Origin of the sequence: Streptomyces corallincola, assembly GCF_019104725.1 — a bacterium.
GTDB lineage: Bacteria > Actinomycetota > Actinomycetes > Streptomycetales > Streptomycetaceae > Streptomyces > Streptomyces corallincola.
On the sequence record NZ_JAHRXF010000002.1, the window covers coordinates 253,860 to 273,366 of the forward strand.

Genomic DNA, 19,507 nt, shown 5'->3' on the forward strand with positions numbered 1-19,507 from the left:
CACAGTCAGACGGTGCACAGCACGGGCACCGTCACGGAGTACCCCACGACCGCACTCAACGGGGAGCGCATATGCACATCAGGGGCGACCACGCCGAGCTGCTCGTCGGGGGCCGCCTCGATGTCCGGACAGCGGCGGACGCCCGTACGGTCCTGCACGGCGCCGTGGACGACGGCGCCGGGGACCTGGTCCTGGACCTGTCCGAGCTGGACTCCTGGGACGCCACCGGCCTCGGCGTCATCATGGGCGCCCACCGGCGGGCCGGCCGCTGCGGACGGCGCCTGGTGCTGCGCGGGGTCCCGGCGCAGATGCAGCGCCTGCTGGTCGCCACCCGGCTGCACCGCATCCTCGCCATCGAGGGCGGCATCGGCGTCGAGTCCCTGCCCCGCGTCTGACCCGTCCCGTCCCCGGCGGGGCCCCCGTCCCGCCCCCGGCGAGACCCGGACGCAGCCGCCGAACCGCGCGTCGAGGGCATTCCCCACCCGACCGTGACGTCTCGGGCCGGGTGGCCCCCCGCACTGTCGTAGAGGCCGTGCGAAGGTTTAGGGTTCGGTCGCCCGCTGCTTCGTCACCCTTCGCGCGGGCCCGGACCAGAAGCGACAGAGCGGTGTGCGGCGGCCGGAGGGGCCGTCATGCGAACGCACACGACGCTACTTGGGGCAGATACGCATGGACCCGATCATTCCGGGAGCCGAGGACCACGGCCGCGCGCTCAGCCGCCGCCCGCCCCGAGACTCCCTCGCCACCGACTTCGGCCAGGCCGCGCCGGCACCCGTGCGCACCGCCCGCGTCGTCACCGGCGACCTCCTGCTCACCGTCAACCCCGTGGACGGCAGCGAGGTCGAGCCCTGCCCGCCGTACGCGCGCCCCGACACCCCCCGCCGCCGCGCGGGCGCCGACCGAGCCGACGCGGAGCGGGCCGCCCGCCCGCCGGTGCCGCCCGGCCCCGCCCGGCCCGCCTCCGGCCTGCTGGAGCGCCAGGAGGACCGCGAGCACCTGGTACGTCTGCTGGTGCGCGGCCGGTCCGTACGGCTCACCGGGCCCGGCGGCTCGGGCCGCACCGCCCTGCTCGACCTCGTCGCCGAGGACAGCGCCGACCTCGCCCCCGACGGCGTGATCCGTCTGAGCGGCTTCCACCGCACCGCCGACGACCTGCTGCACGACCTGTTCCACGCCGCCTACGACGCCCCCGGCCTCCACCCCACCGGTGACCAACTCGCCGCCCTCGTCGGGGAGATCGGCGCCGTCGTCGTCGTGGACGACCTGGAGTTCGGCGGGCCCGCGCTCACCGGGCTGCTCGACGCCACCCCCGAGTGCGCCTACCTGTTCGCCGCCACCCCGGACGTGCCCGCGCCCGCCGCCGACTGCGACATCGACGAGGTCGCCCTCGCCGGTCTCGACCGCGCCGCCGGGGTGGAGATCCTGGAGCGGGCCGTGGGCCGCGTCCTCACCGAGGAGGAGTCCAACTGGGCGGGCGACGTCTGGTTCGAGTCCGAGGGGCTGCCGCTGCGCTTCGTCCAGGCCGGTGCGCTGCTCCGGCAGCGCGAGCAACTGCGCGCCAGCACCGGCGCGGTGGACGAGTACGGCGTCTTCGAGGTCGTCCTGCCGCCCGTGGACGCCCCGCTGGACCCGGCCGAGGACGAGAGCGCGCCCCCGCTGCCCTCCCTCGGGGAGGCCGCCGGACCCGCGCCGCTGCTCGCCGCCCGGCTCAGCGCCGCCGCCCGCGCCACGCTCCGCTTCGCCGTCGCGCTCGGCGGCGAGGTCCCGCACCAGGCGCACCTGCCCGCGCTCGTCGGGGACACCCACGCCGACGCGGCCCTCGGGGAACTCGCCGACTGCGGTCTCGTCTCCCCGGTCGGCTCCCGGCACCGGCTCGCCGCCGGGGTCCTCACCCAGCTGGAGGCCGCCGGGTACGGCGCGGACGCGCCCGCCGACGCCACGGCCGCCGCCGAGCACTACGTCTGGTGGACCGGCCACCCCTCCGTCACCCCCGAGCGGATCTCCGCCGAGGCCGACGCGGTGCTCGCCGCGCTCGCCGCCGTCGCCCCGCTGGCCGGGCCCGCCGACGCCGACGGGTCCGACGGCCCCGACGAGCGGGACCTCGCGCTGCGGCTCGCCCGTACCGCCGCGCCCGCCTTCGCCGCCGGACTGCGCTGGAGCGCCTGGGAACACGCGCTGCGGTCCGGCGGCGAGGCCGCCCTCCTCGCCGGTGACCTCTCCGCACAGGTCTACTTCCACCACGAGTTGGGCGTCCTCGCCCTCTGCTCCGGTGAACTCGACCGGGCCCGAGCCGAGTTGGAGACATCCGGCGGGCTGCGCGGCGCCCTCACCGACAAGCGGGGAGCGGTCGCCGGGCTGCGCGCGCTCGCGCTGGTCGCGGACCTCTCCGGTGTCGCGCCCGCCCCCGCCGCCGAGGAGGCCCACGAGGCCGCCCGCCCCAAGGAGCCCGTCGCCGCGCTCCCCGTGTCCACCGCGCACCCGCTGTACGCCCCCGTGCCGGACGCGGACGCCACCCGGCGGCTCCCGGCCGCGCCGGGCGCGCAGCGCGGCGGTATCCGGCGCCTGGCCCGCCGCAACTTCGTCGCCGCGGGCTCCGGTGCGCTGCTCGCCGCCGTGCTCGGTACGGTCGTCACGCTCGGGATGACCTCCGGTGCGGGGGACGGCAAGGACCCCGCCGGACGGGTCGAGGTGGACCCCACGGTCGGGCAGGACCCCGGCGACAGCGTCCTCGGCGCCAACCCCGGCGAGTCCAACTCCCCGCGCCGCGCCCCCGCGTCCCCGTCCACGAGTCCCACCGATCCGGGGCCCGACGGTACGTTCGGCACGGCGGACGATCCGACGCCCACGTCCACGAGGTCGGCCACGGTTCCTCCGTCCACCGCCACGGGGACGCGGGGCGCCGGGGAATCCGGGGGGCCCGGCGGTTCCGGCGGCTCTCACGGCGCGGCCACGCCCACGAAGTCTCGTCCGAGTACGTCCACGAAGCCGGGTTCTCCTCCGCCGGACACGCCGTCCACCAGTGCCGACCCCTCGGACAGCGGGGAGCCCAGTACGTCCCCCTCCGAATCGCCCTCGCCGCCGCAGACCTCCACCTCTGCGAGCGACGTGTCCTCCGGCCCGGTGAGCACGGGGCCTGTGAGTACGGGGTCAGTCGGCACGGGGCCCGCGAGCACGGGGGTGCCCGCGTAGTCCGCCGGGTGCGGGTCCGCTCCGGCTGGTCGCGCAGTTCCCCGCGCCCCCAAGGGAGTTGCGGCTCGCGTCGGCTGAATTGGTGCACCACTCGGCGCACGTCCACGGCAGCCCACTCAAGGGGCGCGGGGAACTGCGTGACCAGGTGGAGTGGGGACGTTCTAGAAGAGGCGGAGTTTGTCGTCCTCGATGCCTCGGAGGGCGTCGTAGTCCATGAGGTGGCAGTGGATGCCGCGGTCGGTGGCGAGGACGCGGGCCTGGGGCTTGATCTCCTGGGCCGCGAAGACGCCGCGGACGGGGGCGAGATGGGGGTCGCGGTTGAGGAGTTCGAGGTAGCGGGTGAGCTGCTCGACGCCGTCGATCTCCCCGCGCCGTTTGATCTCGATGGCGACGGTCGCGCCGCTGGCGTCGCGGCACAGGATGTCCACGGGGCCGATGGCGGTCATGTACTCGCGCCGGATCAGGGTGTACCCCTCACCGAGGGTCTCGATGCGGTCGGCGAGGAGTTCCTGGAGGTGCGCCTCGACGCCGTCCTTGATGAGACCGGGGTCCACACCGAGTTCGTGCGAGGAGTCGTGCAGGATCTCCTCCATCGTGATGATCAGTTTTTCGCCCGCTTTGTTGATCACGGTCCACACCCCCGCCTCGTCGCCCGAGCCCTCCTTCAGAGTGCAGGGCGGGGACATCCAGTTGAGGGGCTTGTAGGCCCGGTCGTCCGCGTGGATGGAGACGCTGCCGTCGGCCTTGACCAGGATCAGACGGGGGGCCGAGGGCAGGTGGGCGGTGAGTCGGCCGGCGTAGTCCACCGAGCACCGGGCGATGACGAGACGCATGGTCGGCAACGCTACTCGACGCACCGGGGTGCACGCGATTCGCCCTCTGGCCGCCCCGTACCCCCGTCAACCCCGGTCCGCCGAACCACCCGTTTCATCCCTGGAAACTCTTGTTCATCCTTGGCCGATTGTGTACGCAAAGGGACCAACTCATATACGCATTCTGCTGGTGCGGTCACGGTCCGTTGCCTACCGTAGGGACGGGACGTCGCGGCCCGTGCACCGAGCGTGTCCACGGCGTACGTCCCCTTCGTCTGTCCGGCAACCCCTGGCCAGCAGGGGTGCGAGAGGAGAACCCATGTCGCTCGACGTCTCACCGGCCCTACTCGAACAGGCCGAGCGAGGCGAGGTCGATGAAGCCGAGTTCATCGACTGCGTCCGGACCTCCCTGCCCTTCGCCTGGGAGATGATCAGTTCCCTGGTGGCCCAGCTGAAGGTGGACGGCGGTCCCTTCGCCGACAACCAGACGCCGCCGCCCAACGAGCAGGCCCGTGGCCAGCTGCTCCGCGCACTCGCCAGCGACGCGATACGCGGCGCGCTCCAGCGGCACTTCGGGGTGCGGCTGGCCTTCCAGAACTGCCACCGGGTGGCGGTCTTCCCGCTGGATTCCTCGGTGGACGACCGGCTCGCCCGCTTCACCTCCGCACGCGCGCAGCTGCTCAACCAGTCGCCGGAACTCCGGGACTGCTGACGCCCGGTGCACCGGGCCGCCCGCACGGCGAACCGTCCGTCTGCCGCTCCGTCCGGCGGGACGCCTCCGCGTCTCCCCGCACGGGGGCGGCAGGCGTCGCGGGGCACGTGCCTCAGGAAGCGGGGCGCCTGCTCCCCGCCGTATCCCGTCCGGCGTGAAACGGGCGGGTATCGGCCATTGTGCGGGGCCGGTCCCCTTCGCTCCCGCCGGTGTCAGACCAGCCGCGGCAGCACCTCGGCGCCGAGCCGCCGTACGTTCTCCTCGGTGGCCGCCAGGTCGCCCGAGCCCTCCACGAGCAGTGCGAAGCGCGAGATGCCGGTGCGTTCGGCGGTGGCCGCGAGCCGGTCGGCGGCGAGCGCCGCGGTGCCCACCGGGTGCAGCTCGCAGAGCAGTTCGGTGTAGGCGTGCGGGTCGCGCATGGAGCGCGCCCGGCCGTCCACCGTCACATGCGCGGCGAGCCCCTGGCGCAGCCAGCCCGGCAGCGCCTTGCGCAGCGTCTCCACCGCGTCGGTGCGCCGGTCCGCCAACTGGCAGACGCCCGCCGAGACATGGGCGGCGCCCGCGATCTCGTCCCCGGACCGTCCCGCCTCCTGGGCCGCGCGCCGCCACAGGGCGACCATCTCGGCCTTCTCCGCGTCCCCGATGTGCATCCCGAGCAGCATCGGCAGACCCCGCTCGGCGGCCAGCCGTACGGACTTCGGCGAGGTGCACGCCACCACCACCTCGGGGCCCGCCGCGTCGTTCAGCACCTCCGACGGCCGGGGCACCACCGGGACCTCCCGGAAGGAGAACCGCTCGCCGGACGCGCCCACCGACGGCTCGCGCAGCCAGCGCGTCAGCAGGTCGAGGGAGTCCGGGAACCCGCTCTCGTACGCCTCCAGACCGGCGCCGAACACCTCCAGGTCCACCCACGGACCGCCCCGGCCGACGCCCAGGCTGAACCGTCCGCCGCTCGTCACGTGCAGCAGCGCGGCCTGTTCGCCGAGCGCCACCGGATGGGCGGTGGGCAGCACGCTGACCGCCGTGCCGACCCGGAGCCGCCGGGTGCGGCCGAGCAGCAGCGCGGCCAGCGTGATCGCGGACGGACAGGTGCCGTACGGCACGAAGTGGTGCTCGGCCAGCCACACCGAGTCCAGCCCGGCCTCCTCGGACACCTCCGCCGAGCGGACCGCCCGGTGCAGCGCCTCGCCGGGACCCTGGCCCGGGAACTGGGCCGCCAGGACAAAACTTCCCACACGCATCGCATTTCCCGCCTTCTCGGCCCCGCTCGGAGCTCCCCCGACCCGCACAACCGCGTGGCACGTGCCGAGGACACGGCATGGCGAAGAGATTTGCGGATTGTCGGAAAATGACCGTTCGCTGTGTGGGTTCCGCCCGAACTCCGGGTACAAGGGGTACCCCCCGAGGGGCCGCGTACGCTGGACGCACCCCGTGCTCAGCGAGTTGCCCCGAGAGGTGTTCCGTGTCCCCGCGTCGCAACCGGCCGAAGGCCGCCGATCCGTCCGGCACGAGCGCCGAGGCCGACCGCACCGGCCGGTACGGCGGCTGGCAGTCCACCGAGGACTGGCAGGGCGAGGAGTGGAACGTCCGCCATGTCGCGGGCGCCAGCGCGCAGGGCAAGACCTACCGCTGCCCCGGCTGCGACCAGACCATCCCCTCCGCCGTCCCGCACGTGGTGGCCTGGCCCGAGTACGCGGGCGTGGACGACCGGCGGCACTGGCACAAAGCCTGCTGGAACGCGCGGGACCGCCGCACCACACGGGTGCAGCGGTCCCGCAACGCACCGAGGTTCTGAGGGCACGCCCCGCCGGGAGCCGCGGCTCCCCGGACGAGTGCCCTACACGTCCCGGCTGTTGAGCAGCGTGTGCGCCGCCGCGTACGCGACCGCCGTGACCCCGAGCATGATCCACAGCGGGTCCCAGCCGGTCGGGCCGCTGGCGCCGAGCGAGGTCGAGTACAGCACGCTCAGCTGGTTCGGGATCGAGTACTCCAGCAGCGCGTCCCGCACCGTCTCCAGCGGGGTGGCGGCCATGAACAGGGCGAGCACCAGCGGCGCCAGCACCGCGGCCACCATCAGCGTGATCGCGCCCGCCGAGTGCCGGATCATCGAGCCGACCAGCAGTGCCAGCAGTCCGAGCAGCGCGACGTACAGGCTGATCCCGAGGGTCGCCCGCAGCCAGGCCCCGCCGGACGGGCGCTGCCGGATCTGCCCGTCGAGCAGCGCCACCTGCAACATCGCCACCAGCGAGGACGCGGCCAGCGTCACCACGAACGCGACCGACGAGAACACGATCGACTTGGCGGCCAGCACCCGGCCCCGGCTCGGGCACGCCGTCGTCGTCGTCCGGATCATGCCCGTGCCGTACTCCGAGGTGGTGGTCAGTACGCCCAGCGTGATGACGCACAGGCAGCCCACCAGCAGCCCGAACAGGCCGAGCCCCAGCGGGTTGGTGGTGATCTCGCGGGCGCCCGTACCCCGCACGGCGATCCCGGTCAGCAGGCCGATGCCGATCACCAGCAGCAGGAACACCCCGAGCGTCCACATCGTCGAACGCACCGAGCGGATCTTGGTCCACTCCGAGGCCAGCGCGTGCCCGAGATGGGTGCGCACCACCGGGATCGGCGAGCGGTACTGCCCGTCGGGCGCGGGAGTCGGCGGCAGCGCGGGCTGCTGGGTGCTCATCGGGCGTCCTCGGTCTGGTTCGGGCCCGCGGCGGGGGCCGGGGCGGCGGACGGGGCGGGCCCGGCCGGGGGCGCCGCCGGGGGAGCGGGGGGCGCGGCCGGGGCGGTGTACGGGTTCGGCGCGGCACCGGGCGTCGGCGCGGCGGCGGGGTCGTACGGGCCGGACGGCGCGGGCGGGAACGGGCCACCGCCCTCGGCGGGCGGCGGCGGGGCGTACCAGCCGGGCTGGCCCTGACCGGGCACCGGCATCGGCGGCTGCGCGCCGGGCACGGGCGGCTGCTGGAACCCGGCCTTCGGATCGTCGGTGGAGCGGTAGTCCACGACGCTCTGCGTCAGCCGCATGTACGCCTCCTCCAGCGACGCCTGGTGCGGCGACAGCTCCCACAGCCGTACGTCCGTCTCGTGGGCCAGTTCGCTGATCCGGGGCAGCGGCAACCCGGTCACCCGCAGCGCGCCGTCCTGCTCGGGCAGGACGTGCCCGCCCGCCCCGGTGAGCGCGGCGGACAGCTTCTCGCGCAGCCGCGGTTCGGTGTCCGGGGTGCGGACCCGGGCGAAACCGGCCGAGTTGGCGGCGATGAAGTCCCGCACGCTCATGTCGGCCAGCAACTGCCCGCGCCCGATCACGATCAGATGGTCGGCGGTCAGCGCCATCTCGCTCATCAGGTGCGAGGAGACGAACACCGTACGGCCCTCGGCGGCGAGCGCCTTCATCAGATTGCGCACCCAGAGGATGCCCTCGGGGTCGAGGCCGTTGACCGGCTCGTCGAACAGCAGCACCTGCGGATCGCCGAGCAGCGCGGCGGCGATGCCCAGCCGCTGCCCCATGCCGAGCGAGAAACCCGCCGAGCGCCGCTTCGCCACGTCCTGGAGCCCCACCACGCCGAGCACCTCGTCCACCCGGCGCTCCGGGATCGCGGACAGCTGGGCCAGGCTGAGCAGATGGTTGCGGGCGCTGCGCCCGCCGTGCACGGCCTTGGCGTCGAGCAGCGCGCCCACGAGCCGGGCCGCGTTGGGCAGCCTGCGGAACGGGTAGCCGCCGATCGTCACCGTGCCGGAGGTGGGGTTGTCCAGGCCGAGGATCATCCGCATGGTCGTGGACTTGCCCGAACCGTTCGGACCGAGGAAGCCGGTCACGGCCCCCGGCCGCACCTGGAAGGACAGGTTGTGCACGGCGGTCTTGTCGCCGTAGCGCTTGGTCAGGCCGACAGCCTCGATCATGCTCCGCACCCATCGGAAGGTCAGGACAGCGGGGCGCACGCCCCCGTAAGGGTTAGGAGGATATCGGGGCGCTGACGGTTCCGCCCAGGAGCGGGCGCCGCCCCGCCGGGACACGGCGAGGCCCCCTGCCACGCCGAGCGGCAGGGGGCCTCGCCCCCGTGTGGAACGGGGCGGACGGCGCGCACACCCGTGAGGAACCGGGCGTACGGCGCGGACCGGACGAGCGTCGTACGGTGACCGGTCAGCGGGACTGCTGGGCCGGGACACCGCGCGTGATCGACTCGTCCTCGACCGGCGAACCGGCCGCCGCCACCGCGGCACCCGTCAGCGTGGCGAGCATCTCGCGGACGTTCGTCAGCTGCGCGTTGATGCTGTCGCGGCGGTTGGTGAGCGCCGCGAGCTCGCGCTCCGACTCCGAACGGATGCGGTCCGCCTTGGCGTTGGCGTCGGCCACGATGTCCTCGGCCTGACGCTGCGCGGTCTCCACCGTCTGGCGGGCACGGCGCTCGGCGTCGGTGCGCAGCTTCTCCGCCTCCAGCCGGAGCTGCTCCGCGCGGTGCTCGATCTCCGCGAGGCGCTTCTCCGCCTTCTGCTGACGCGAGGCCAGGTCGCGCTCGGACTGCTCGCGGCGCTTGGCCAGGTTGGTCTCGAAGTCGGCGGCGGCCTGCGCGGCCTTGGCACGCGTCTCCTCGAAGAGGGCGTCCGCCTCCTCGCGCTTGGACTGCGCGTCCTTCTGCGCCTCGGAACGGAGCTGAGAGGCGTCGCTCTTGGCCTTCTCGACGATCCGGACGCCCTCGTCCTCCGCCTTGGACTTCCGCTCGGCGGCGAACGACTCGGCGTCGTTGCGGACCTGCTGGGCGGCCGACTCGGCCAGCTCGCGGTGCTGCTCGGCGGCCCGGCGGGCCTCCTCACGCAGGTCCTTCGCCTCTTCCTCGGCGAGTCGGAGGATCTTCTCGACCCGTGCGCCGAGACCCGCGTACGACGGCTCGGCGTCGGTGACCTGGGCCTGGGCGTTCTGGGTTTCGAGGTGGAGCTCCTCGATGCGCTTTTCCAGAGCGGTGATGCGGGCGAGAGCGCTGTCACGGTCGGAGACGAGCTTGGAGATCCGTTCGTCCACCTGAGCGCGGTCGTACCCACGCCGCACTAGCTCGAAGCCGTAGGGGGAAGTGTCGCTCATGGGGTTCCTGTCGAATGAGACCGGTGAGGTGATAGGTGGAATCCTAGGGGCCGAAGCGGTGTGTCATCGAGCGGATACGTGTTTGATCAGGAGAATGACACCTCTTTTGAGTGGCTGACCACCCCAGGGCTTGCCAACAGCACCCGGACACCCCGCCGGAGCACCGGCGGGGCATCCGGCGAACGGCCTGGTCACAGCACCCAGAACACACCCGAACGCCTCGACGAGGCTAGCTTTCCGTAGATTTTCCACCCGAACGAGGGGGCCCCACCGTGGCTCCCGCCTTGACAGCGCCGTCCTTGGCGCCACCCGGCGCCTCGAAGGACTCCAGTGCCTCCAGGACGTCCTGGACGCGGGAGATCTCCGCGTTGATGTCCTCGCGCCGACGCACCAGGACCTCCAGCTCGCGCTTGCCCTCGTCCACCGTGCGGCGGGCCTCGCGGATCGCCTCGGCCTTCAGCTCCTCGGCCTCGCGGACCAGGGTCGCCTTCTTCTGCTCGGCCTCCTTCAGCAGCCCCTCGGCCTTCTTCACGGCGGCGATACGGACCTTGCCCGCCTCCGAATCGGCCTCCGAGACCAGCTCCTTGGCCTTCGTCTGCGCCTTGCCGAGCTGCTCCTCGGCCGCCTTGATCAGCGCGTCGCAGCGGTCGCCGGTGGACTTCATCGTCTCCGCCGCCTCCCGGCGGGCCCGGTCGTGCAGCCCCTCGATCTCCGAGGTGATCCGGTCGCGCAGCTCCTCGGCCCGCTCCCTTATCGCCGTCGCGTCCCGGCGGGCGCCGACCAGCAACTCGTCCGCGTCCGTACGGGACTTCTCCACCAGGGAGTTGCCCTCCACGGTGGCCTCCGAGACCAGCCGCTCCGCCTCGGTGCGGGCCGCGCCGACCATCGTGTCGGCCTGCGACTCGGCTTCCGCGGTCGTCTTCTGCGCCTGCTGCCGGGACTCCGCGAGCAGCTTGTCCGCCTCGGCGGCGGTCTCCGTGATGAGGGTGTCCACCTGCTCGGCGGCCTCGGAGCGCCGCTTGTTGGCCTCCTTGCGGGCCTCGTCCAGCGTCCGGTCCGACTCCTCGCGCGCCGAGGTGACGAGCCGTTCGGCCTCCGCCTCCGCCTCGGTGCGCACCCGTTCGGCGTCCGCGCGCATCCGGTCCGCGTGCGTCTGCGCCGTTCCGACCGTCTCCGCCGCCTCCGCGCGCAGCCGCTCGGCGTCGCCGGTGGCGTCCGCGATGAGCTGCTCGGCGCGGGTCACCGCCTCGGTCCGGGTGCGGTCCGCCTCGGCCTGCGCGGCGGCACGGGTCTGCTCCGCCTCGGCCGCCGTCTCCGTCTGCAGCCGGTCGGCCTCCGCGATCGTCTCGCTCTGGAGCCGCTCCGCCTCGCCGCGGGCCTCGGTGATCAGGGTGTCCGCCTGCGTCGCCGCGTCCGAGCGGATGCGGTTGGCGTCCTCACGGGCGTCGGCACGGGTCCGGGTCGCGGCCTGGTCGGCCTCGGCCAGCTTGTCCGACGCCTCGGTCCGCACCCGCTGGGCGTGCTCGCCCGCCTCGGCGCGCAGCCGCTCCGACTCCTGCACGGCCTCGGCGACCGTGTGCTCGGCCAGCGCCTTGGCGGCCTCCGACTCCTCGGCGGCCTCCCGGCGCACCCGGCCCGCCTCGTCGGCGGCCTCCTGACGCAGCCGGGACGCGTCCTCGCTCGCCCGCTCCCGCTCGGCGTAGGCGTCGGACCGTACCCGGTCCGCCTCCTCCTCGGCCTCGCGCCGGGTACGGTCCGCCGCGTGCTCGGCGGCCGACCGCAGCCCGGTGATCTCCTCCTGCGCCTGCTCGTGCAGCCCGGCGACCGAGTCCCGTACCTGCTGGGCGTGCTGTTCCGCGCCGGACACCATCTCGGTGGCCCGCCGGTCCGCCTCCTCGACCAGCCGGACCGCCTCGGCCTGCGCCTCCTCGACCCGCTTGCGGGCGGAGGCGAGCAGTTCCTCGCTCTGCTCGCGGGCCCGCTCCCGCTCCTGGTCGGCCTCGCGGCGGGCCCCGCCGAGCAGTTCCTCCGCCTCACGGCGGCGCCGGGCGGCCTCCTCCTGGGCGGCGGCCAGCGTCTCGGACGCCTCGGTGCCGAGCCGTTCGGCGGCGGCCTGCGCCTCGGTACGGACCCGGTCGGCGGTCTCCTGCGCCTCCGTCTTCAGCCGCTCGGCCTCGGCGGCCGCCTCGGACCGCAGCCGTACGGCGACGTTCTCGGCCTCGGCGCGCGACACGGACGCGTCGGACGCGGCCTCGTCGCGCAGCCGCTCGGCCTCCGCCTCGGCCTGCTCGCGCAGGACGCGAATCCGCTCGGCGGCCTCGGCCCGCAGCCGGTCGGCCTCCTCACCGGCCTCCCGGCGCAGCCGCTCCGCCTCCGCGCGGGCGCCGGTCAGCGCATCCTCGGCGGACGCCAGCCGCTCTCGGGTCTCGCCCTGGAGCCGGTCCAGCTCCTCGGCGGCCTCCTCGCGGCGCGCCCCGGCCGCCCGCTCGGCCTCCTCGCGCAGCTCGCGCGCGGCGGTCTCGGCGTCCTCGCGGACCGTGCCCGCCTGCTCGTCGGCCTCGGCGCGCAGCCGCTCGGCCTCGGCGCGGGTGCGCTCCAGGGTCTCCTCGGCCTGCCTGCGCAGCGAGGTGGCCCGCTCGATGGCCTCGGTGCGGACCTTCTCGCTGTCCGTCGTGGCCTTCTGGCGCAGCTCGTCGGCGTCCGCGCGGGCCTTGGAGAGCAGTTCCTCGGCGGACCCGGCCGCCTCCTCGATCTGCCCGACGGCCTCCCGGCGGGCCTCGGCGCGGATGCGCTCGCCCTCCGCGACCGCGTCGGCCCGCAGCTGCTCGGCCTCGCCGCGCAGCCGCCGCGCCTCCTCCTGCAGCTCGACCGTCTTGGCCCGGTACTCCTTGGTGTCGTCCTTCGCCGCGCCCTTGAGCTGCTCGGCGATGTCGTGCGCCTCGCCGCGCAGCCGGTCGGCCTCCGCCTCGGCCTCCGAGCGGATGCGCTCGGCCTCCTCGGCGGCGTCCCGCGTGGTGCGCTGCGCGTCCTTGGACGCCTTGTCGAGCACGTCCTCGGCGGTGCGGGCCGCCTTGGACAGCTGGGAGGCGGCTTCCTCGGCGGTGACGCTGCGGGCCTTCTCGGTGGCCTCCGCGAGCGACTTCTCGGCCTCGGCGCGGGCGTCCGCGACGATCTGCTCGGCCTCGGCGCGGGCGCTCTCGGCCTCCTTGGTGGCCTCCCCGACCAGCCGGGCGACCTGCTCCTTTGCCGTACGGGTGCGGGTCTCGTTGGCGGCCTCGGCACCGGCGAGCGCCTTGGCGGCGGCCTCCTCGGCCTCCGCGACCAGCTTCTCCGCCTCCGACTGCGCCTTGCGCAGCGCCTCGTCGGCCTGCGCGATGCGCTCCTCGGCGGCCCGGCTCAGCTCGGCGGAGCGGCGGCGGGCGGAGTCCGACTCGTCGGCGGTGGACGAGCGCAGCCGCTCGGCGTGGTCGGTGGCCTCCTGGGCCTGGGCGGAGGCGGCGTCCAGCAGCCGCTCGGCGTCGGTACGGGCCCGGCGCAGCAGCTGTTCGGCCTCGGCGCGGGCGGCCTCGGCGTCGGCGCGCAGCCGCTCGCGGGCCTCACCGGTCAGCCGCTCGGCCTCCGTACGGGCGGCGGCCATCGCCTGCTCGGCCTCGGTACGGGAGTCGTCCAGCAGCCGACGGGCCTGCTGCTCTGTGCGGGCGCGCAGCTGCTCGGCCCAGGCGACGTTCTCGTTGACGTGCGACTCGACGGTCTGGCGGCGCTCGGCCAGCTCCTGGTCGAGCTGCTGGCGCCGGGTGACCGCCTCCTGGTGCAGCTCCGCCTGGAGGCGGGCGGCCTGCTCGGCGTGCTCCTGGAGGATGCGCTGGGTCTGCGCGCGGGCCTGGCTCAGCTCCCGCTCGGCGTCCTGGCGGAGCTGGTCGGCCTGCACCTGGGCGTTGCGGAGCAACTGCTCGGCCTGGTAGCCGAGGTCCCCGCCGTCGTAGGAGGGCCGGGTCATCAGGGTGCGGCGCGCCTCGTGCAGCTTGGCGCGCAGGACCTCGACCTGGTAACCCAGGTCCTCGGCGTGCTGGATCGCCTTTTCCCGCTCGGTCTTCAGCCGCTTCATCTCGGCCTCGAACCGAGAGAGGTGATCGACGTCAGCCGCCGGCTCTCGCTCCTGGCTCTCGTAGCCCCGCACTGCGCGGTCCCATCCGTCCCCTGGTCGGCTTCTCACAGAGCACCGCCCATCCGCCGGACGGAGCCCTCCGGGGAAATGGTGTCGGATCGACGACGGAGCACGGTCTGCTGCCCCGACGCCCGTCCCCCGAAACCCGGACCCCGGCATGCGGCCGTCCACCCTGCGACGGACGACCGCCCCCAACCCTACCGGCCCCTATGTACGCGGGTCAGTGCTCGGGCGACTCAACTGCCGCCGATGTGACCAGTTCTGTGAGTACGCCGTGACAGTCCTTGGGGTGCAGGAAGGTGATCCTGGACCCCATCGACCCCGTTCGCGGCTCGTCGTACAGCACCCGGACGCCCTTGGCGCGGATGTCCGCCGCGTCGGCGTCCACGTCGGCCGTGCCGAACGCGATGTGATGGACGCCCTCGCCGTTCTTCGCCAGCCACTTGCCGACCGCGGAGTCCTCGCGGGTCGGTTCCAGCAGCTGGAGGTAGGAGGCGCCGCCGTCCGAGGTGCCGTTGATACGGAGCATGGCCTCGCGCACGCCCTGCTCCTCGTTGACCTCGGTGTGGAAGACCTCGAAACCGTACGTCGCCCGGTAGAACTCGACGGTGGCGTCGAGGTCGTGGCAGGCGATCCCGATGTGGTCGATTCGCGTCAGCATGGTTTCAGTGGAGCGCCGGGAAGGTGGTTACGCAACGTGCGCGCGATCACACCGGCGGCCCGATGACGGCGCGGACGCCGCCTCAGTACATTCGAAGTAAACCCTCGTTCACTCCGCGGCTGTGCAGGCCGGTTAGGGGACCGCAGCTCATGCCTTCTGGAACTTCCGGTACGACCTCGGTGATCGTCTCCGGCGCCCGTACGCCGATGGGACGGCTGCTGGGCTCGCTGAAGTCCTTCTCGGGCGCCGACCTCGGCGGCTTCGCGATCAAGGCCGCCCTCGACCGCGCGGGGATCGGCGGCGACCAGGTGCAGTACGTGATCATGGGGCAGGTGCTCCAGGCCGGCGCCGGGCAGATCCCGGCCCGGCAGGCCGCCGTCAGGGCCGGCATCCCGATGGACGTACCGGCGCTGACCATCAACAAGGTCTGCCTCTCCGGGCTCGACGCCATCGCCCTCGCGGACCAGCTGATCCGCGCCGGTGAGTTCGACGTGGTCGTCGCGGGCGGCCAGGAGTCCATGACCAACGCCCCGCACCTGCTGCCGAAGTCCCGCGAGGGCTACAAGTACGGCGCGGTGCAGATGCTGGACGCGATGGCCCACGACGGCCTGACCGACGCCTTCGAGAACATCGCGATGGGCGAGTCCACCGAGAAGCACAACACCCGGCTCGGCATCGCCCGCCCCGAGCAGGACGAGATCGCCGCGCTGTCCCACCAGCGGGCCGCCGCGGCGCAGAAGAACGGCGTCTTCGAGGCGGAGATCGCCCCCGTGGAGATCCCGCAGCGCAAGGGCGACCCGGTGCTGTTCGCCGCCGACGAGGGCATCCGCGCCGACACCACGGTGGAGTCCCTCGGCAAGCTGCGCCCGGCGTTCTCCCGCGAGGGCACCATCACCGCCGGGACCTCCTCGCAGATCTCCGACGGCGCCGCCGCCGTGGTCGTGATGAGCCGCGCCAAGGCCGAGGAGCTGGGCCTTTCGTGGATCGCGGAGATCGGCGCCCACGGCAATGTCGCCGGCCCCGACAACTCGCTCCAGTCGCAGCCGTCGAACGCCATCCGGCACGCGCTCGGCAAGGAGGGCCTGGACGTCGCGGACCTCGACCTCATCGAGATCAACGAGGCGTTCGCCGCCGTCGCCGTGCAGTCCATGAAGGACCTCGGCGTCTCCACCGACAAGGTGAACGTCAACGGCGGCGCCATCGCCCTCGGCCACCCGATCGGCATGTCCGGCGCCCGGATCGTGCTGCACTTGGCGCTGGAACTCCAGCGGCGCGGCGGCGGGGTCGGCGCGGCGGCGCTCTGCGGCGGCGGCGGCCAGGGCGACGCCCTGATCGTGCGCGTGCCCAAGCCCTGATCCACCCGTCACGACCGCGAACCGAACGGAGCTGTGCAATGCGGGACGTCTCCTCTCTGGTGGCCCAGGCCAGGGAAGGCCGGCCACGGGCCGTGGCCCGGCTGATCTCCCTGGTGGAGGGGGCGTCCCCGCAGCTCAGGGAGGTCATGGCGGCCCTGGCGCCGCTCACCGGCAACGCGTACGTGGTGGGCCTCACCGGCTCGCCCGGCGTCGGCAAGTCCACCTCGACGTCGGCGCTCGTCACCGCGTACCGCAAACAGGGGCGCCGGGTCGGCGTGCTCGCCGTGGACCCCTCGTCGCCGTTCTCCGGCGGCGCGCTGCTCGGTGACCGGGTGCGGATGTCGGACCACGTCTCCGACCCCGGGGTCTACATCCGCTCGATGGCCACCCGCGGCCACCTGGGCGGCCTCGCCTGGGCCGCGCCGCAGGCCATCCGCGTCCTGGACGCCGCCGGGTGCGACGTGATCCTGGTCGAGACCGTCGGTGTCGGCCAGTCCGAGGTGGAGATCGCCTCCCAGGCCGACACCTCCGTGGTGCTGCTCGCCCCCGGCATGGGTGACGGCATCCAGGCCGCCAAGGCGGGCATCCTGGAGATCGGTGACGTCTACGTCGTCAACAAGGCCGACCGCGACGGCGCCGACGCCACCGTCCGCGAGCTGCACCACATGCTCGGCCTCGGCGCGGCCCGCGCCCCCGGCGACTGGCGCCCGGCCGTCGTCCGTACCGTCGCCTCCCGCGCGGAGGGCGTGGACGAACTCGTCGAAGCCCTGGAGAAGCACCGGGCCTGGATGGAGGAGCACGGCGTCCTCGCCGAGCGCCGCCGCGCCCGCGCCTCCCGCGAGGTCGAGACCATCGCCGTCACCACCCTCCGCGAACGCATCGGCGACCTCCGGGGCGACCGCCGCCTCGACACCCTCGCGGACCGCATCGTCACGGGGGAACTCGACCCGTACGCGGCGGCGGACGAACTGGTCACGGGACTGACGGAGGGGTGAGAGCCCGCCCCCGGCGGCTGAACGGGGGCGCGGCCGAGGCTCGTGGAGCCGGGGCCCGGATCGGCGCCATCGGCGCTGGGGCGCTGACGGTCCGGTCGTGGGGGTATGGGGGCGTGGGGGCGTGGATCGGGTGGGGCGGGCTGCGGCTCCGGGTGACGGTGGGTCGGTACGGCGCCGGGTCCGGTCGCGGTGGGGACCGATGGGCGACTAGCGGTCCGGTGGCGGCTGGGGCTGCTGGTGGTCTGGTGGCGGCTCGGATGCGGGGGAACGGGCATGGTTCCGGGTTGATGGCGGTTCGGTCCGGCGTCCGCGTCTGGTCCTGCCCCGGACCGATGGGCGACTAGCGGTCCGGGGCAGGACCGGCGGGCCGGTGACCTGGCTGGTGCGGTCGTAGAAGGGGGACTCTGATGCCGGCGGCCCGGTGAGGTCGGCCGCCCCGGCAGGGCCGACAGGCGCGGGACGGTAGTGGCGAACTCGGTGGCCGTCCATGTACGCCCGCTGCTAGCTTGACCGCATGTTCCTCACGCAGGCGTAGAGCGCGATCCGCGCCGCGCACCCGGATCGCACCGGCGATCACGGGCCGCGCGGTGCTTCGGCGTCCGCTCCGCCCGCTCACCCACTGAGGAACCCTCATGTCCGCGCCCGCTTCCGCGCGCCCAGCCGCGCCCTCGTACGCCGCCGTGCTGCGCGTCCCGCACGCCCGCCGCGCCTTCGCCGCCGCCCTGACGGCCCGGCTCTCCTACGGCACCGTCAGTATCGCCCTGCTGCTCTCCGTCACCCGTGCCACCGGCTCCTACGCCGCTTCCGGCCTCGTCCTCGCCCTGTTCGGCGCCACCGCGGTGCTGCTGATGCCCCTGCGCGCCGGGCTGGTGGACCGGTACGGCCCGCGCCGCGCGCTGCCCCCGATGGCCACGGTGTACGGCGTGCTGCTCGGCTTGCTGGCCGTGCTCACCTGGCGCACCGGGGCGTCCGTGGCCCCGGTCGCGGTGACCGCTGTGCTCGCGGGTGCGTGTGCCCCGCCGCTCGGGCCGGTCATGCGGGCCCTGTGGTCCGCGCTGATCGGCGACCCCGACCTGTTGCGGCGTGCCTTCAGCCTCGACGGTGTCGCCGAGGAACTCCTCTTCGTCTCCGGCCCGCTGCTGGTCGGTGCGCTGCTCACCACCGCGCCGCCCCCGGCGGGGCTGCTGCTCAGCGCCGTACTGGTGGTGGGCGGCACCTGTGCCTTCGCCGGGTGCGCGGGGCTCGGTGGGACCCGTCCGGGGTCCCGGCGGGCGGGTGGCGGGCGGGTGCGGGGTCTGCTCGCCCCGGTCGCGGTGGCGGCGGGTGCCGGGCTCGCGCTCAGCGCCGTCGAGCTGCTGGCCACGGCCTTCGCCGCCGGTCGCGTCCACAACGCGGCCCTGGTGCCGTGGATGCTCGGGGCGCTGTCGGCGGGCAGCGCGGTCGGCGGACTGCTGAACGGCGCGGTCCGCTGGCGGTCCGCCGCCCGCGTACGGCTCGGCTGGTTCGCCGCGGCCCTCGGCGCGGTGATCGCCGCCGCCGGGTTCGCGCCCGGCCCGTGGTCCCTCACCGCCGCGATGGCGTGCGCGGGCGTGTTCGTCGCCCCCGCCCTGACGACCGCCTACCTGCTGGCCGACGAACACGCACCGCACGACGCCCGCAGCCGTGCCGGTGCCTGGGTCAACGCGGCCGTCAACGCCGGAAGCTCCACCGGCGCCGTCGGTATCGGCCTGCTGATCGGCCACCTCCCACTGACCACCTGCTTCGCCCTGGCCGGTGTGACCGCCCTGGCATCCGCCCCGCTGGCCTGGTCGGCCCGCTCCCGTCCCACCCAACCGGCCCCAGCGGCCGGTCTCTGAGTCCGGCCACCCCACGAGCCCGACCGTGCCCCGCCCCCCCTGCCGGGGCCCGAAGCTCGCCGGACTCCCAGGCTCACCGTGTCCCGGCGACGCCCCGGCCCACGGCCTGACGCCACCCGCCCCCACCCGGTGCGGACGCGGCGTCAGGCCCGCCCGCGTGTCGCCCGCAGGTGTTCCGCGATCGGCTTCAGGGACTTGTCCATGTCCGCCAGGGCCTCGGGGGTGAGGAGGTCGATGAAGTGGCGGCGGACCGAGGCCACGTGGTGGGGGGCGACCTTCTTCATGGTGGCGAGGCCGTGCTCGGTGAGGACGGCGTAGAGGCCGCGGCGGTCGGACTCGCAGTTCTCGCGGCGGACGAGGTCCGCGTTCTCCAGGCGGGTGATCTGGTGCGAGAGGCGGCTCTTGGACTGAAGCGTGGCGGTGGCGAGGTCGCTCATCCGCATGCGCACGCTCTCGGACTCGGAGAGGTTCACCAGGATCTCGTAGTCGTTGATCGTCAGGTTGAACTGCTGAAGATCCTTTTCGAGCTGGTACGTCAACAGCCTGTTGACCTCCAGGTGGGTGCGCCATGCGCACTGCTCCGCATCGGTCAGCCAGCGTGTGGCCGTCTCGGTCTCCATATATCCAGTCTACCTAAGATGTTGAATTACGGACTATCGCGCACTCCGTGACGGTGTGCCCGCGT

15 protein-coding genes are annotated in these 19,507 nt (G+C 74.0%); 7 read left to right on the top strand and 8 right to left on the bottom strand.

Annotated elements, in window-relative coordinates; translation table 11 throughout:
* Positions 1-71 precede the first annotated feature (71 nt).
* Both KUM39_RS02705 and KUM39_RS02710 read left to right on the top strand, forming a co-directional pair.
* Complete coding sequence (locus KUM39_RS02705; protein WP_217783703.1) at positions 72-395, top strand: STAS domain-containing protein; 324 nt, start codon at positions 72-74, stop codon at positions 393-395.
* 274 nt (positions 396-669) lie between these two features.
* Complete coding sequence (locus tag KUM39_RS02710; RefSeq protein ID WP_217783704.1) at positions 670-3,189, top strand: ATP-binding protein; 2,520 nt, start codon at positions 670-672, stop codon at positions 3,187-3,189.
* A gap of 161 nt (positions 3,190-3,350) precedes the next feature.
* Here the strand turns inward: KUM39_RS02710 and nucS are convergent, their stop codons facing one another.
* The gene (gene nucS / locus KUM39_RS02715) at positions 3,351-4,022 is read right to left on the bottom strand and encodes an endonuclease NucS (protein ID WP_217783705.1); all 672 of its coding nucleotides are present in this window, start codon (positions 4,020-4,022) and stop codon (positions 3,351-3,353) included.
* Between the two features lie 298 nt (positions 4,023-4,320).
* Between nucS and KUM39_RS02720 the strand changes: the two genes are divergently transcribed.
* Entirely contained in the window at positions 4,321-4,713 is a 393-nt protein-coding gene (locus tag KUM39_RS02720) for an SCO5389 family protein (RefSeq protein WP_217783706.1), read from the top strand.
* 212 nt (positions 4,714-4,925) lie between these two features.
* On the opposite strand, the gene KUM39_RS02725 is transcribed toward KUM39_RS02720, so the two are convergent.
* Positions 4,926-5,954, bottom strand: coding sequence for an LLM class flavin-dependent oxidoreductase (locus KUM39_RS02725; RefSeq protein WP_217783707.1), 1,029 nt, complete (start codon positions 5,952-5,954; stop codon positions 4,926-4,928).
* A 221-nt stretch (positions 5,955-6,175) separates the two neighbouring features.
* Between KUM39_RS02725 and KUM39_RS02730 the strand changes: the two genes are divergently transcribed.
* Entirely contained in the window at positions 6,176-6,508 is a 333-nt protein-coding gene (locus KUM39_RS02730) for an Rv1322 family protein (RefSeq protein ID WP_217783708.1), read from the top strand.
* A gap of 42 nt (positions 6,509-6,550) precedes the next feature.
* On the opposite strand, the gene KUM39_RS02735 is transcribed toward KUM39_RS02730, so the two are convergent.
* The 5 genes from KUM39_RS02735 to mce form a co-directional block, all read right to left on the bottom strand.
* On the bottom strand, positions 6,551-7,396 hold the full coding sequence (locus tag KUM39_RS02735) for an ABC transporter permease (protein ID WP_217783709.1): 846 nt from the start codon (positions 7,394-7,396) through the stop codon (positions 6,551-6,553).
* Complete coding sequence (locus KUM39_RS02740) at positions 7,393-8,613, bottom strand: ABC transporter ATP-binding protein (protein ID WP_217783710.1); 1,221 nt, start codon at positions 8,611-8,613, stop codon at positions 7,393-7,395. The genes KUM39_RS02735 and KUM39_RS02740 overlap by 4 nt, the downstream gene beginning before the upstream one ends.
* 241 nt (positions 8,614-8,854) lie before the next feature.
* Positions 8,855-9,790 (bottom strand): coiled-coil domain-containing protein, encoded by a 936-nt coding sequence (locus KUM39_RS02745; RefSeq protein WP_217783711.1) that lies wholly within the window; start codon positions 9,788-9,790, stop codon positions 8,855-8,857.
* 229 nt (positions 9,791-10,019) lie between these two features.
* Positions 10,020-13,967: a polarized growth protein Scy gene (gene scy, locus KUM39_RS02750; protein ID WP_217783712.1), complete on the bottom strand. Its 3,948-nt coding sequence runs from the start codon at positions 13,965-13,967 to the stop codon at positions 10,020-10,022.
* A 208-nt stretch (positions 13,968-14,175) separates the two neighbouring features.
* A complete protein-coding gene (gene mce, locus KUM39_RS02755; RefSeq protein WP_217783713.1) occupies positions 14,176-14,616 on the bottom strand; it encodes a methylmalonyl-CoA epimerase in 441 nt (146 codons plus the stop codon).
* A 149-nt stretch (positions 14,617-14,765) separates the two neighbouring features.
* On the opposite strand from mce, the gene KUM39_RS02760 reads away from it, so the two are divergent.
* The 3 genes from KUM39_RS02760 to KUM39_RS02770 all read left to right on the top strand — a co-directional run bounded on the left by KUM39_RS02760 (position 14,766) and on the right by KUM39_RS02770 (position 18,822).
* The gene (locus tag KUM39_RS02760; RefSeq protein WP_217783714.1) at positions 14,766-15,971 is read left to right on the top strand and encodes an acetyl-CoA C-acetyltransferase; all 1,206 of its coding nucleotides are present in this window, start codon (positions 14,766-14,768) and stop codon (positions 15,969-15,971) included.
* Between the two features lie 38 nt (positions 15,972-16,009).
* A complete protein-coding gene (gene meaB / locus KUM39_RS02765) occupies positions 16,010-16,966 on the top strand; it encodes a methylmalonyl Co-A mutase-associated GTPase MeaB (protein ID WP_217783715.1) in 957 nt (318 codons plus the stop codon).
* Between the two features lie 632 nt (positions 16,967-17,598).
* On the top strand, positions 17,599-18,822 hold the full coding sequence (locus KUM39_RS02770; RefSeq protein WP_217783716.1) for an MFS transporter: 1,224 nt from the start codon (positions 17,599-17,601) through the stop codon (positions 18,820-18,822).
* Positions 18,823-18,965: 143 nt separating this feature from the next.
* Here the strand turns inward: KUM39_RS02770 and KUM39_RS02775 are convergent, their stop codons facing one another.
* A complete protein-coding gene (locus KUM39_RS02775) occupies positions 18,966-19,442 on the bottom strand; it encodes a MarR family winged helix-turn-helix transcriptional regulator (RefSeq protein WP_217783717.1) in 477 nt (158 codons plus the stop codon).
* Between the last annotated feature and the right edge of the window lie 65 nt (positions 19,443-19,507).

What these genes read in the sequence shown, in the direction of transcription:
- KUM39_RS02705 (WP_217783703.1), top strand. Translation starts at nt 72, where the DNA reads ATGCACATCAGGGGCGACCACGCCGAGCTGCTCGTCGGGGGCCGCCTC.
- KUM39_RS02710 (WP_217783704.1), top strand. Translation starts at nt 670, where the DNA reads ATGGACCCGATCATTCCGGGAGCCGAGGACCACGGCCGCGCGCTCAGC.
- nucS (WP_217783705.1), bottom strand. Translation starts at nt 4,022, where the DNA reads ATGCGTCTCGTCATCGCCCGGTGCTCGGTGGACTACGCCGGCCGACTC.
- KUM39_RS02720 (WP_217783706.1), top strand. Translation starts at nt 4,321, where the DNA reads ATGTCGCTCGACGTCTCACCGGCCCTACTCGAACAGGCCGAGCGAGGC.
- KUM39_RS02725 (WP_217783707.1), bottom strand. Translation starts at nt 5,954, where the DNA reads ATGCGTGTGGGAAGTTTTGTCCTGGCGGCCCAGTTCCCGGGCCAGGGT.
- KUM39_RS02735 (WP_217783709.1), bottom strand. Translation starts at nt 7,396, where the DNA reads ATGAGCACCCAGCAGCCCGCGCTGCCGCCGACTCCCGCGCCCGACGGG.
- KUM39_RS02740 (WP_217783710.1), bottom strand. Translation starts at nt 8,613, where the DNA reads ATGATCGAGGCTGTCGGCCTGACCAAGCGCTACGGCGACAAGACCGCC.
- KUM39_RS02745 (WP_217783711.1), bottom strand. Translation starts at nt 9,790, where the DNA reads ATGAGCGACACTTCCCCCTACGGCTTCGAGCTAGTGCGGCGTGGGTAC.
- mce (WP_217783713.1), bottom strand. Translation starts at nt 14,616, where the DNA reads ATGCTGACGCGAATCGACCACATCGGGATCGCCTGCCACGACCTCGAC.
- KUM39_RS02760 (WP_217783714.1), top strand. Translation starts at nt 14,766, where the DNA reads ATGCCTTCTGGAACTTCCGGTACGACCTCGGTGATCGTCTCCGGCGCC.
- meaB (WP_217783715.1), top strand. Translation starts at nt 16,010, where the DNA reads ATGCGGGACGTCTCCTCTCTGGTGGCCCAGGCCAGGGAAGGCCGGCCA.
- KUM39_RS02770 (WP_217783716.1), top strand. Translation starts at nt 17,599, where the DNA reads ATGTCCGCGCCCGCTTCCGCGCGCCCAGCCGCGCCCTCGTACGCCGCC.
- KUM39_RS02775 (WP_217783717.1), bottom strand. Translation starts at nt 19,442, where the DNA reads ATGGAGACCGAGACGGCCACACGCTGGCTGACCGATGCGGAGCAGTGC.